Source organism: Pseudomonas sp. IT-P44 (assembly GCF_949768225.1).
GTDB lineage: Bacteria > Pseudomonadota > Gammaproteobacteria > Pseudomonadales > Pseudomonadaceae > Aquipseudomonas > Aquipseudomonas migulae.
This window is the reverse complement of sequence record NZ_CATKQM010000022.1, coordinates 41,223-54,028: the sequence shown is the minus strand read 5'-3', so window position 1 is coordinate 54,028 and position 12,806 is coordinate 41,223. Positions and strand designations below refer to the sequence as shown.

The following is a 12,806-nucleotide window of genomic DNA, read 5'->3' as shown; positions in this document are numbered from 1 at the left end:
GTTACAGCGGCCAGTCACAACAGCACTGACTCACCGCATAGTTTCCGCCACAAACTATCGCCTGCGTTTAAAAATCAAAACAATGCCAACTGGTAATTTATAATCACGCGATTCTCGTCTTGTTGGCGGGCGTTCGGGATATTATTCCGCACCATTGCATTTTTCCACATGACACCCAAGCCTTTGAAAGGGCCTGATTGCACGACATAGGCGAGCGTAATATCACGTTCCCATTCGCTGGAATTGCTAGATGCGACAGTATTGATATCATTACCTTTAACATACACAACACCTGCCGTCGCACCAGGCAGACCCAGTTTTGCGAAGTCAAAAGAGTAACGGGCTTGCCACGACTTCTCGCCAGCACGAACAAACTTCTGAACCTGCATTTCCGTGATGGTGTAGGTGGTGGGGCCGTCCCCCTGGTTTAAATAAGGGAAGTCACTTTTCCCATCACTGACTTCATAGCCTGCTCCGAAAGTGTGACCCGCAACCGCGTAGGTAAACAACCCACTGTACAAATCGTTATCGACTTTTCCTTTCAGCGTGTTACCGCCGTAGTAGCCTGTCGTAAAATACGCAGGGTCATGGCCGTTTGCACCATCATCCTTGCTATTAAAGTATCGAACATCACTGGTCAGTACACCTGGCCCGATTGCCCAGTTGTGAATCAGGCCAAGAAAATTCTGCTTATAAAAATCTTTTAGATTGCCGTAGTAGTACTGCAAGGTTAGATCTTTAGTCAGCTTGTAATCGCCACCGGCGTAAATAAATTTATTACTGAAGCGGCCAGTGACCGCATTATTGGCGCCTGCGATGGACATATTTTCATTGTTGCTGGAGTTGCGCCCCTTCACCTCTTCAATTTGCCCGCCGATCAAGGTCAGGTCTTTGATGTCGGCCGAAGAAACCTGGGTTCCTTGCCAGGTTTGAGGCAACAAACGCCCGTCATTGCTGAAGATCACCGGCAGTTTTGGGACCAGAGTTCCAAGCTTCAGTTCGGTCTTGGATATTTTCATTTTCCCGGTCAGCCCCAAGTTGGAGAAATCGTCAACCGCATGGTCACCGTCACTTGGAAATACCACGCCACCGTAGTTCGTGCCCGTCGGATTGCCATGTTTACCGGCGCTTGAATCCAGCCTGACGCCCAGCATGCCCAACGCATCAACACCAAAACCCACAGGCCCCGGGGTATAGCCCGAGATGAATTCGAGTTGAAAGGCTTGCCCCCACTCCGCTTGATAACTCTGGTTGGCTGCTTTCTGAGCGGGTGTTGCCGAGTCTCGGTAATCGCTATTGATATAGAAGTTACGCAGTTTAATCGCAGCCTTACTATCATCGACAAAACCAGCCGCATGGGCTTGCTGCGCCAATACACACATGGCTGTCGCAACAGCAAAAGTACACTTCATTTATTTTCACCCAAGTTTAAATTGTTATTTTTGTATGAACTATTAAGCGACTTTCCAGACGTAGGTATTCCGATAGCTTATGGTGCGCGAGAAGCACACAGCCAAACCTTAGTTCGCTTATTAAAAATCAACTTCTCGCGACCAGCGTTACAGGAGCTACACTTTCATGCAGAAATTTGTAGTTATTTAATGTAGACAGCCATCACCTGGCTTAATCAGTTTTAAGTTGCGCCTTCCATGTTGCCGGCGTACCCAGCTCCGTATCGACCAACTGATTCTCGAATCGACTGCGTTCAACTACGGCGCTGGCGGAACGATCAGTAATGGAGAACCAGAAAATACCGATAAATGCGACAGCCATTGAGAACAGGGCCGGGTATTCATACGGGAACCAGGCTTGCTGATGATGGAGAATCTTGACCCAAACAGTAGGACTGAGAATGCACAGGGTAATTGCAGACACCAGCCCCAACGATCCGCCAATCACGGCGCCACGCGTCGTTAAGCCCTTCCAGTAAATCGACAACAACAGCACTGGAAAATTGGAACTTGCGGCGATGGAGAACGTTAAGCTCACAATAAATGCGATGTTCTGTTTCTCGAAAGCAATCGCCAGCAGAATCGACAACACACCCAGCACGATGGTTGTAACACGAGAGACGCGCATTTCTTCACGGTCGCTTGCGGTACCACGGCGCAAGGCATGTGCATAAAGATCATGAGAAACGGCAGACGAGCCTGCAAGGGTCAACCCTGCCACTACTGCCAATATTGTCGAGAACGATACCGCACACATAAACCCGAGGAAGACATTGCCGCCGACGTTATGTGCGAGGTGAATCGCAACCATATTAACGCCACCCAATATTCCACCTGACGCATCATGATAGGCGGGATTGCTGGCAACCAGGGCGATGGTGCCGAAACCGATGATGACGATCAGTGCGTACCCTATGCCGACAAGACCGGTGGCATAAAGAATACTTTGGCGCGCAGCCTTGACGTTACCGACGGTGAAGAACCGCATGAGAATATGTGGAAGACCTGCCGTACCGAAGACTAATGCCAGCCCCAGGGAAATCGCAGACACCGGGTCAGTAATCAGCCCTCCTGGACTCATGATTGCTACATGGGATGGATGCACTTGGGTAGCTTGAGTGAACAGCTGGTTCAGGCTGAATCCGAATTCGGACAAGACCATGAAAGCCATGAAGACACAGCCAGTCAGCAGTAAGACTGCCTTGATGATCTGAATCCAGGTGGTTGCCAGCATCCCGCCAAAGAAAACATAGATGACCATTAGCGTACCGACGAGAAGCACAGCTGCGGTGTAATCGAAACCGAACAGCAGCTCCACCAACTTTCCAGCGCCTACCAGCTGAGAAACCAGATAAAGCAGAACGATCACGATCGAACTGGACGCCGCAAACGCTCGTATGGGTCGTTGTTTCAGGCGATAGGACAGTACGTCCGCCAGCGTGTAGCGACCTAAATTGCGTAATGGTTCGGCAATCAGGAACAGAATGATCGGCCAGCTTGCAAGGAAACCGATGGAGTAAATCAGTCCATCAAAACCGCTGGTAAACACCAACGCGGAGATACCCAGCAAAGACGCCGCGGACATATAGTCTCCGGCAATGGCCCAACCATTTTGGAAGCCGGTAATTTTTCCGCCTGCGGCATAGTGATCGGCAACACTATTGTTTTTGCGTGCGGCCCATCGTGTGACAAACAGAGTAAAAATAACAAACGCTAGAAACATGCCGATGGCAATGGGGTTATGTTTGTGGACTGTGCTCGGAGCGTCGGCAGCGTATACCGCTACCGAAGCCAGGATGGCTGAGACTGCAATAAGTAGACGCTTCATTTGTTGAAGCTCCTGATGATTGTTTTTATTTTAGGGTCGTAGCAGGTATTAGTTCGCCATACGTAGACAGCAACGAGAAGAATCGTGAAGGCGAGCATTCCAAAGCCAATTGGCACGCCCCATGTCATCGGTTGCCCTTCGATGATAGGTGTACCCAAACGGGCCGGTATAAAGGCTAGAGAAAGAATAAATCCGAAATAAACTGCCAGCATCAGGGCAGTCATACTCCATGAAAATATCCGTCGCTGTTTTACCAAAGCACGAAACTCCGGATTTTCGAGAATCGGGTTTTGAATAGCGTTATCAACCTGTTCAGCGGACAGGGCCGAGCCACTGTCTTGCGGATATGCATGTTCCATGGTTGTCTCCTGCAAAGGGCTTTTGGCTGTATTAAAACTTCACGGGCACCGCTGTCTCGCGCATTACGGCTTCCGGGGTTCGGTACAACTCAGCCATTTCGCGCTCTTCCTCGCTTTTCAGTTGCGCCTGCATATACGCACCCAAATGCCTGGCATGCTGAACAATCGACGCCCCGAAACGACAGCGTTGCTCGCTATAGTCCGCCAGTGCCTCTTCGACGGATGCATGTCGCTCAAGTGCTTCGACGATTGCCAACGCATCACCGGCGGCCTTGGTAACACCCATTCCGCAATGGGGACGCGCCACAAATGCCGCGTCGCCGAGCAAAGCGACACGCCCGAAATTCATCTTCGGTACTTCCAGGTCGTAAATGGGCTGGAATAACGGTTGCGCGGCTTTCTTTACAACTTCGGCGAACTGCGGGGCAAGTAATGTCTCGGCGGACTGGTACATAGTGTCTAGCACATCACGGCGTATCAGCGCCGGAGGAATTCCACCTTCAAATTGTTTCCCGCTTTCGTCCCTCAACAAATCGCGCAAATCGTCGTCGTCACTGGTGCGGTACCACACGAAGTTATAACGGCGTTCGCCTACAAGAGTGCTGTTGGAGTGCCCGGCAACTGGATACCCCAGGATCTGCTCGTGTGGCGGCAAACAAAAAGCGAATTTATCGAATAGCGCTGCGTGGGCAGAGTCCGATAGAGCACTTTCATCGACTAACCCACGCCATGCGATATATCCAGCGTATTGCAGGTGTACGTCAGGTAAAAAATGCTGGCGTATTGTCGACCGAAATCCATCAGCGGCAATAATGACGTCCGCTTGATGAGTCGTGCCATCGGCCAACGTGACGCTGGCATGCGTGTCAGTGCTTTCAACCGAGATGACGCTACCACCGCAGCGGTACAGCGAGTCCGGAAATGCGGCGCGAAGAACCTGGTACATTTTCCCCCACGCGGTCAACGTCTGTGGGAGCGCGTTTTCAAGTACCACATCGCCATCCTGGGCCAACGTGACACGCGAAAGCACATTGATACCGACAGATGCATCGAGGGGAATTCCCGCAGCGGCCATCGCCTCGAACAATTCAGGGTGTGTAACGATCCCGGCGCCTCGTCCAGCGAGTTCATCCGGAACACGCTCGAAAACTTCAACATCCCAACCTTTGCGTAACAGCATATTTGCTGCAAACAGGCCACCCAGCGAACCACCCACGACAATAGCGCGGGGTTTATTCAACGTATTGATCATGGCCGCTCTCCCACAGTGGCAGCTACATGGGAGGCGTAAGAACCAACCGCTTCAATCTCGGAGGCTGGAAAATTGAGCTCGATGGTGACGCCTGACGGATCTTCGATGAAAACCTGATGCAGGCCGAGGCTCGGAACGGTGCGATCACGCCAGGCAATGCCTTCGGCCTTGAAGACGCTCCAGAATGCAACCAGACCAGTTACCAGAAAGGCGATGTGGTCGACGGTTCCAGTGCCTGTCAGCGGGATTTCTTTATCGCCGAGGTAGTTTTTCAGACCTTCGGGATTGGAAGGGTCAATCCCGATAATGTGGACCGTGCCAAAGTCCTCCTCATCTCCTCCCATGTACAACCAAACGCCAGGAAAATCGAACGGCGGCCGATAGCCGGGGGTAAAACCGAGCACCCTTTCATAAAATCGGCTGGACTTCTCCAGGTCGAACGACCGGATCGAGTAATGAGCGAGCTTCAGGACTTGCATGGTGCCTCCAACGTTTTTTGTATTTATTTATCACTCGATAAACAATACGTCCTGACGAAATTGAAGTAAATAGCCGATGGGTCAAATTTTTGAGGGCTGGCCTGGACCACGTCATGGCGACGCAAAGGGGAAGCGGGTTTCAAGCGTTGGGAAAGGGCTTTTCAGGGCAAAATGACATGCGTACGCCCCCTACCACCTGATCAGCTGAAGACTGAAACAGGTGATGAGTGGTCGACAAAAAAGAGAGGCAAAGCAAAAGATCAGCGGGCGGGTAAAGCAGAAAAACCAACTCAAATTGAAGCCGGTCAATTCAAGCTAGGCTTCTCGCCGAGGTCGTTATCGACTTGTTGCAATACGTGGGGACTGCCGTTAAGGAATGCATCGACCATCTGCTCGATCAGCGCATCAATGTCCTCCGTTACTGGAAGATCGTAAATCCATTTGCGCACGCCGATATAGAAAATGCTGGCATGCAAACTCCAGATCAATTCCAGCTCTTTGTCATTGATCGTTTCGCCTGAGGAGGGTGCCAATCCATGAGCATGGCGAATCTCTGCGATGACAGGAATGAAGACTCGCTCACGCAATTTGGCGAGATACCGATCGTTGATACCTTCACGTGTCAGCCCGGCGAAAACGAAGATACGAATCCATTCCCGCCGCAGAATCACCCCTGCGTATGAGGTATAGAAACGAACCAGACGAGACTGAAGGGGTTCCGAGCGATCCTTGATCATCGCTTCCCACGAGGTATCCCACTGGTACACCTCGTCGTACACGCGATCTATCAGCGCCTCTTTGCTAGGGAAATATCGATAGAGTAAAGGCTGGGTAACATCAAGTTGTCGCGCCAGCTCACGGGTGCTCCCCGAGAATCCGCACGTCGCAAAATGCTCGATGGCTTTCTGCACAATCTGCTTTTCCCTGACCTCTGGCGAAAGGCGTCGAGTCGTCGATTTGACGAGGCTTGCGGAGTCCTTTGACTTGCCTGGCTCGTTCTCGTCCACATTTTTTGAGTCTTGCATAACGCCTCACTAGAGCTTCATTCGGGCATCATACAAAACAAAAGAATGTGCTGGCTATGAACCACACCTATTTGGCCAGGCGGCTTTCAATATCCGTCTTGAACAATGTGGGTCGACTTAAATAATGCCCCATGGCCAACACTTCCATCTCACCATCGATTTCCAGCGCAAATGCTGGAAAGCCACGCGCATTCAGGGCTTCCAGCATTCCGTTGCTGCGCTCAAGATGATCCTGCAATGAGTCTGCGGTGACCGAATCAAAAGCCGCCATAAACCTATCTGATTCAAAGCCAAGCTCGCCGGCAATGTCGGCAATCACCCCACGGTCAGCAATGGCCCGTCCCTCCTGGTAGTACGCGACTTGCAAACGCTTGAGCATTTCAATGCCGCGTCCTGACAGCTGTTGAGCCGTCATCATGGCTGCAATGGGCGGTGAAGAGTCCAGGTAAACGTTTTCATGGTCGAGTACGCCCTGGACGTAAGCGTCTGCGAAGGTTTGTTTGCTGAACGCGGTAATCCGAGCTTCGTGAGGACGAACAAAATCGCGCCACTCACCCGACACAAACTTGCTTTTGTCTCCCGATAACATGCCTACACCATGAGCCTGAATTTCCAGGCCAGGAATCGTGGTGGCCGCCGTGATCATTGGTGCCGCTCCATAGCACCAGCCACAGAACGGGTCGTAGACGTAATGCAATGTTGCGGCGCTCATTCAAGCCTCCCGGATCTGCTGTATCTACACAGCGAAAGTGGTCCATTACGTCGAAATCCAACGCTTTAAATTAAGCAACGGTAACGAGATCAGCTCACTGGCAAGCCCTCAGGCCCGAGCAACTCGCTGATGAAATCGATAAATGCATTGACGCGCCTTGAGCCCCGATGATTGGGAAGATACAACGCAGAGATAACCGAACTCGCGTCGTTCGGATTGACAACAAAAGACTCGAACAATGACGTCAGGTGACCGCTACCAATATCATCGTTGACGAGCCAATCAGGTAAAAGAGCCACCCCTCCGCCCGCCAGCGCAACCTCGCGCAGAACCTCCGCATTGTTGCTTTTAAAGCGGCCTTCAATAGGGACTCGAGTCTTCTCACCGGACTTTAAGAAACTCCAAACCTGTTGCTTTTGGCCATAACTAAAGCGCATGCATTCGTGCTGCATGAGGTCCATAGGATGTTCGGGGAAACCATGCGCATTCAGGTACTCGGAACTGGCAACCACCCTACGGCTAAAATGACCGACAGGACGACTGACTACACCGTCCATTGCTGCTGCGGAGCCCAACCGGATCGATAGATCGACGCGCTCCCCCAACAACTCAACAATGTCGTCAGAAAGCGTCATGTCCAACACGAGTTGCGGGTAACGCTTCAAAAGCGCGGCGATATGCGGCGCAATCAGACGACGTCCCAGTGCCACGGGTACAGAAATACGAAGATGCCCTGCCGGGACTTCCCCACGGTCAGTGACCGAGGCATCCGCTTCGGCTACAGCGTTCAACACCTCCCGCGCTTTCAAGTAGTAGGCGGCCCCGGCATCTGACAATGAGATTTGCCGCGTGGAACGGTTAAGCAGGACAGCGCCCAGCTCAGCCTCAAGCCCATCGATCATCCGGGTCACGGAAGACGTCGCCAGGCCCAACTGTCGAGCGGCAGAAGAAAAGCCCTTCGAATCCACAGCCTGGACGAACATTTTCAATGCGAGCAACTTGTCCATGACACTCCTCGACTCTCCCCGTTCTCATCTTGGGCATTGCGCGTTCCAGCGACCGATTGACTCAGTGAGCCTGTCCGGCTCGACGAGAAACAATCGAGAAGGCGATCAGAGCGAGCAGCGACAAGGCGCTTCCCACCGCTGCAATCGCGAACCAGCTGGCATGTTCATAAAGCGAACTGGCCACCGAGGAACCGATTGCACCGCCAACGAAGATACTGATCATGTACAACGCATTCAGGCGGCCTCTGTTGGCGGTGCCCAAGGCGTAGACGGCTCGTTGGCCAAGCACCATGTTCATCTGCACAGCAAAGTCCAGCGCAACACCGGTGACCGCCAAACCAATCACACCGTAAAAGGGATTAATGAAGGCTGGAAGGAAACTCACCACGCCCAGCACCATGGCCAACTGTGAGGCTCGTCGAGTGTGCCCTGCATCAGCGAGTCGACCACTGATAGGTGCAGCGACTGCACCGATGGCGCCGACCAGAGAAAACATCGCAATCTGACTTTGCGTGAGGCCGAACTCACGACTCAACACCAGCGGTACGGCGGTCCAGAACAAACTGAACGATGCAAACATCAGCCCTTGATAAAGCGCTCGCTGACGTAATACGGGTTCGCGGCAAAACAGTTGTCCAAGGGACATCAGCAGTTGACCATACGACGCACGATGGGCTGGCTGCCATTTGGGCATGGTCATGCCGATCACTATGGAGATGATGAGCATCAAGGCAGCAGCCCCGATAAACACTGCCCGCCAGCCCAAATGATCAGCAATCAGGCTCGACAGCGGCCGCGCAAGCAAAATCCCCAGCAGCAAGCCGCCCATGATCCCGCCAACCACTCGGCCGCGAGACTCTTCCGGTGCCAGATGCGCGGCCAATGGAATAAGCATTTGCACGGAGACCGAGCTGAAACCGATGAGCGCCGATACGACAAGAAATACGCTCGGCTGCCGGGCTAAACCAGCGGCGAGCAGACTGAAGATCGTAATCACGATCGTCGCTATCATCAGTCGGCGGTTTTCGACCAGGTCCGCCAAGGGCACCAGGAAAAACAATCCGAGTGCATAACCAATCTGAGTCAGCGAAACAATAAGGCTCGCGTGGCCACTCGACATACCGATATCCGGGGCAATCAAGCTGATGATCGGTTGTGCGTAATAGATGTTGGCCACGATGGCACCGCAACAAAACGCAAACAGAAGCACCAGCCCTCTGGTCATTGAAGCTTTTTGTATCGTCGTTGCTGTACCACTTGTAGAAACGCCCATGCCATAGACTCCTGAAGTTCGACAGCCGTGACTTTCCAATGAAAGGTCACTCGCTTTACTGTTTGTCAGGTCAACAAAATAGGCGGCACTCCCCCTCGAGAGAATATGGGCAGGACGCAACGTGACGTTGCGTCCTGCGCAAAAGATGCGCGGCGCAGTCAACGTCCCCCTCTTGAGTCAATGGCGCGCAATTGAGCGAGATACCTCATTGCCGGCCCCCACCTTTCTGCATCGCGCCTGCTCATCTCCAATATCAGCACCTGGCTTGAAGGTGACTCAGCCATCGTCCTCACCGGCCATCGACAAGCCGTTTGAGCTGAGCGTAGACTACTATTGATCGATCGATCATTAATAGTGTTTTTAACAAAAGAAGGCCTTAAATCGCTCCAGGCTCAACCGCTCCAACCTAAAAGCTTCCCTCCTTTTATGCGTCGTCGAGCCAGCCTTGGCCGAGATAAAAATGGGTGGATAAAAATAAAATCTCTTGAGTGAGGCGAAACTCATCGTGACGCTAAGTCTTCGTAGCAAAGTCATCCTTCTGACGATCATCCCTGGCCTTTTGCTGGCTGCAGTGATCAGCGGCATTACTTTTTGGGTTTTGCAAAAGCTGGCATCCGAGGAGGTTGAGCAGACGCGCGACCTCTTGATCAATGAGCGAAAAACTTCACTGAAGCACTATATGGAAATTGCCCAAGCGTCGATTCAGCCGATATACGACGCTTCCAAAAATGGGGATTCCGACGCTCGGGATCAGGCTGTGAAGATTCTGCGAACGCTGAGTTTTGCTAAACAAAACTATTTTTACGGCTATGACTCTTCGTCTGTTCGAGTGTTCTCCGCCAACCTGAACACCGATATCGGCAAGAGCTTTGTTGATAGCAAAGATGCCAACGGCGTGTATGTGATTCGAGGGCTGGTTGAAGCGGCCAAGACGGGTACACATTTTTTCCGGTACGACTGGCAAACCCCCGTCAGCCCGAAACCTACGCCCAAGCTCGGTTACACCGTTTATCTGGAGAAGTGGGACTTGATCGTGGGCACGCAAGTGAATCTGGATGATCTTGAAGTTCAGGTACAGGCCATCGCCAGTGAGCGCTATGAGCGAATCGGTCAGTACACCGCGTACATCCTTTTCCTCGCCGTTTGCGTGCTGCTCCTTGTGGCGCTGATTGGCATTTGGCTAGGAAACAGCATTGTGAAACCTTTACTGGCCATCAAGAAGAACCTGGACGACATCGCCGCTGGAGATGGCGACCTGACACACCGCCTGCCAGTTTCGAGCAACGATGAGCTGGGTGATTTGGCTCACTCGTTCAACTTGTTTGTGGAAAAAATTCATAACCTTGTGCGTCAAATCGTGGAGATGACCGGGCAACTGACGGCACTGGTCGAAGATATGTCGGCCCAGGCCCAGCGCTCAGAGCAGGCCATGGATCGTCAGCGCCAAGAGACTGATCAAGTGGCGACAGCCATTCATGAAATGTCCACGGCTGCGCATCAGGTTTCCGTCAGCGCCCAAGGTGCTTCGCAAGCAGCACGAGAAACCAGCGACGTTGGTGGGCAGGCAAAAGATGTCGTCAACAAAAGCATCGAAAGCATTCATTCGTTGATTGAGGAAATAGGACAAAGTAGCTCGTCTTTGGACAGTTTGAACAAGGACGTGCAGTTGATTGCCGGTGTAGTTGACGTCATTCGCTCTATTGCGGAGCAAACCAATCTATTGGCTTTGAACGCCGCCATTGAAGCAGCACGGGCTGGCGATGCGGGTCGTGGTTTTGCAGTGGTCGCCGACGAAGTTCGAGCCTTGGCCAGCCGTACGCAAAAGAGCACCCAGGAAATCCATGGGATGATCAGCCTACTTCAAAAAGGCACACAGGATGCCATGATCACGATGGGCCGCTCCAGCGAAACAGGCCGAACAACAGGGGAACTGGCAAACCAGGCAGGATTGTCGCTGGATGCCATCAGCCAACTGATTTATACAATTAACGACATGAACGCTCAGATCGCCAGCGCATCCGAAGAGCAGACCGCTGTGGCCGAGGAAGTAAACCGTAGTATGACTCACATCTCCCTGGCGGCTGATGTGGTCGCCGGGGACGCCAAAGATGGTGCAATAACTTCCAGAAGTCTCAGTGAGTTAGGTAATCGTTTAGGTCGTTTGGTTAGTCAGTTTCGGATCTAGAAGTGAGCCGCCGCATCAAGTCATCGGACTTGATGCGGTCCTCTGTAAAATCACCAAAGTGACGCTTGCGGTACTGATGGCTCCGGAGTGACTCTGCAAACCAAGTCGCTTGAAAAGGTATTTTCTCTATGAAGCTGTTAGCCTTTTAAGTTTTCTGGTCCCCGCGAGGTAATCCGGTGCAGTTTATTCCTTTAGTTGACGCCAGCCCCTCTGTTCAAGCACATGTGCGCACTCTCCGAAACCAGGAGGATGTCCGAAATAACATGTACACCTCCCACGAAATCACCGAAGAGGAGCACGAGGATTGGTTGCGTTCTTTGAAAGGAAACAAGCGCCAAGCGGTGTTCGTGGCCATGAGGAATGAGCAGTCCATCGGTGTCGTTTCACTCAACGCCATAAATGCAGTTCAACAAACCGCCGATTGGGCGTTCTATCTCGACACTGAACATCAAGGAAAAGGCATAGGAAGCATTGTAGAGTTTTGGATGCTTGACTATGCATTCAATGACGCATGCCTGGAAAAACTCAATTGCGAGGTATTGGAAACTAATTCTGCCGTAATAAAAATGCACCAGAAGTTTGGCTTTGAACTTGAAGGAGTTAGACGCAAGAACATTCTGAAAAACGGAAGCCGAATTGACGTGGTACTGCTCGGCATTACCAAAGAAGAATGGAAAAACAAGCGTCCCACACTTGAGCCTCTGATCTTGCGTCTACGTAAGCAGGAATGACAATCGTGGGAGTTCGACTTGGACGCCCACCCTTACTGGGTTGATGGTGAGGCTCACTGCCTCGGATGGAAGCCCGAAATGCCTCCGGCATATGAGTGGTTCTTGCTCGGCATTTCGACACTGAAGACGGCCCGTATGTGCAGTGGGCTCGGCGCGAGGTTTCGCCATGATCGCCCTCGCCTGGTTCGCCTACATGTACTGCTACAAGGATCCGCGACCAAGAAGTAAGCCCACCCTGACCAGTTGCGGCCACTCAGCATTTCTCTGAAACAGCTGGCAGGGCGAACTACTGGACCTTATTCGAGCAGGCCTTCTTCGTATATCAGCTATACCCTGATACCCACCGTCAGCGTCCCTGCCGAATTCGTCCGACTGCAAGCCAAAACCTTACGACTCACATTCTGCCGGTGAATGGCGGGCGAGGAATTCTATTGCCATGCCAAACCCTGCAACCAATGCAGCACTGTCACTGCACCTGTAGAAGAAAACCGGAAAGGATGGGCA

General features: G+C 52.2%; 11 protein-coding genes. 2 read left to right on the top strand and 9 right to left on the bottom strand.

Annotated elements, in window-relative coordinates:
* Window positions 1-74: 74 nt before the first annotated feature.
* From ACM6IO_RS12935 to ACM6IO_RS12895, 9 genes are all read right to left on the bottom strand, one after another.
* Window positions 75-1,412: an OprD family porin gene (locus tag ACM6IO_RS12935; protein ID WP_192226408.1), complete on the bottom strand. Its 1,338-nt coding sequence runs from the start codon at window positions 1,410-1,412 to the stop codon at window positions 75-77.
* A gap of 211 nt (window positions 1,413-1,623) precedes the next feature.
* The gene (locus ACM6IO_RS12930) at window positions 1,624-3,279 is read right to left on the bottom strand and encodes a cation acetate symporter (protein WP_414911584.1); all 1,656 of its coding nucleotides are present in this window, start codon (window positions 3,277-3,279) and stop codon (window positions 1,624-1,626) included.
* Window positions 3,276-3,638, bottom strand: coding sequence for a DUF485 domain-containing protein (locus ACM6IO_RS12925; RefSeq protein ID WP_414911583.1), 363 nt, complete (start codon window positions 3,636-3,638; stop codon window positions 3,276-3,278). The genes ACM6IO_RS12930 and ACM6IO_RS12925 overlap by 4 nt, the downstream gene beginning before the upstream one ends.
* A 31-nt stretch (window positions 3,639-3,669) precedes the next feature.
* Window positions 3,670-4,890, bottom strand: a complete 1,221-nt coding sequence (locus tag ACM6IO_RS12920; RefSeq protein ID WP_008037515.1) for an FAD binding domain-containing protein — start codon at window positions 4,888-4,890, stop codon at window positions 3,670-3,672.
* Window positions 4,887-5,369, bottom strand: coding sequence for a VOC family protein (locus tag ACM6IO_RS12915; RefSeq protein WP_223434848.1), 483 nt, complete (start codon window positions 5,367-5,369; stop codon window positions 4,887-4,889). Before ACM6IO_RS12915 ends, ACM6IO_RS12920 begins: the two co-directional genes overlap by 4 nt.
* A gap of 305 nt (window positions 5,370-5,674) precedes the next feature.
* Window positions 5,675-6,394, bottom strand: coding sequence for a TetR/AcrR family transcriptional regulator (locus ACM6IO_RS12910; protein ID WP_192226400.1), 720 nt, complete (start codon window positions 6,392-6,394; stop codon window positions 5,675-5,677).
* Between the two features lie 67 nt (window positions 6,395-6,461).
* Window positions 6,462-7,106 (bottom strand): DsbA family protein, encoded by a 645-nt coding sequence (locus ACM6IO_RS12905; protein WP_414911582.1) that lies wholly within the window; start codon window positions 7,104-7,106, stop codon window positions 6,462-6,464.
* An 89-nt stretch (window positions 7,107-7,195) separates the two neighbouring features.
* Window positions 7,196-8,113 (bottom strand): LysR family transcriptional regulator, encoded by a 918-nt coding sequence (locus ACM6IO_RS12900; protein ID WP_008037520.1) that lies wholly within the window; start codon window positions 8,111-8,113, stop codon window positions 7,196-7,198.
* A 61-nt stretch (window positions 8,114-8,174) separates the two neighbouring features.
* Window positions 8,175-9,386: an MFS transporter gene (locus ACM6IO_RS12895; RefSeq protein WP_414911581.1), complete on the bottom strand. Its 1,212-nt coding sequence runs from the start codon at window positions 9,384-9,386 to the stop codon at window positions 8,175-8,177.
* Between the two features lie 505 nt (window positions 9,387-9,891).
* Here ACM6IO_RS12895 and ACM6IO_RS12890 point away from each other — a divergent pair.
* Both ACM6IO_RS12890 and pseH read left to right on the top strand, forming a co-directional pair.
* Window positions 9,892-11,571: a methyl-accepting chemotaxis protein gene (locus ACM6IO_RS12890; protein ID WP_414911580.1), complete on the top strand. Its 1,680-nt coding sequence runs from the start codon at window positions 9,892-9,894 to the stop codon at window positions 11,569-11,571.
* Between the two features lie 176 nt (window positions 11,572-11,747).
* The gene (gene pseH, locus ACM6IO_RS12885) at window positions 11,748-12,302 is read left to right on the top strand and encodes a UDP-4-amino-4,6-dideoxy-N-acetyl-beta-L-altrosamine N-acetyltransferase (RefSeq protein ID WP_414911579.1); all 555 of its coding nucleotides are present in this window, start codon (window positions 11,748-11,750) and stop codon (window positions 12,300-12,302) included.
* The last annotated feature ends 504 nt before the right edge of the window (window positions 12,303-12,806 follow it).

What these genes read in the sequence shown, in the direction of transcription:
- ACM6IO_RS12910 (WP_192226400.1), bottom strand. Translation starts at nt 6,394, where the DNA reads ATGCAAGACTCAAAAAATGTGGACGAGAACGAGCCAGGCAAGTCAAAG.
- ACM6IO_RS12915 (WP_223434848.1), bottom strand. Translation starts at nt 5,369, where the DNA reads ATGCAAGTCCTGAAGCTCGCTCATTACTCGATCCGGTCGTTCGACCTG.
- ACM6IO_RS12905 (WP_414911582.1), bottom strand. Translation starts at nt 7,106, where the DNA reads ATGAGCGCCGCAACATTGCATTACGTCTACGACCCGTTCTGTGGCTGG.
- ACM6IO_RS12920 (WP_008037515.1), bottom strand. Translation starts at nt 4,890, where the DNA reads ATGATCAATACGTTGAATAAACCCCGCGCTATTGTCGTGGGTGGTTCG.
- ACM6IO_RS12895 (WP_414911581.1), bottom strand. Translation starts at nt 9,386, where the DNA reads ATGGGCGTTTCTACAAGTGGTACAGCAACGACGATACAAAAAGCTTCA.
- ACM6IO_RS12935 (WP_192226408.1), bottom strand. Translation starts at nt 1,412, where the DNA reads ATGAAGTGTACTTTTGCTGTTGCGACAGCCATGTGTGTATTGGCGCAG.
- ACM6IO_RS12925 (WP_414911583.1), bottom strand. Translation starts at nt 3,638, where the DNA reads ATGGAACATGCATATCCGCAAGACAGTGGCTCGGCCCTGTCCGCTGAA.
- ACM6IO_RS12900 (WP_008037520.1), bottom strand. Translation starts at nt 8,113, where the DNA reads ATGGACAAGTTGCTCGCATTGAAAATGTTCGTCCAGGCTGTGGATTCG.
- ACM6IO_RS12930 (WP_414911584.1), bottom strand. Translation starts at nt 3,279, where the DNA reads ATGAAGCGTCTACTTATTGCAGTCTCAGCCATCCTGGCTTCGGTAGCG.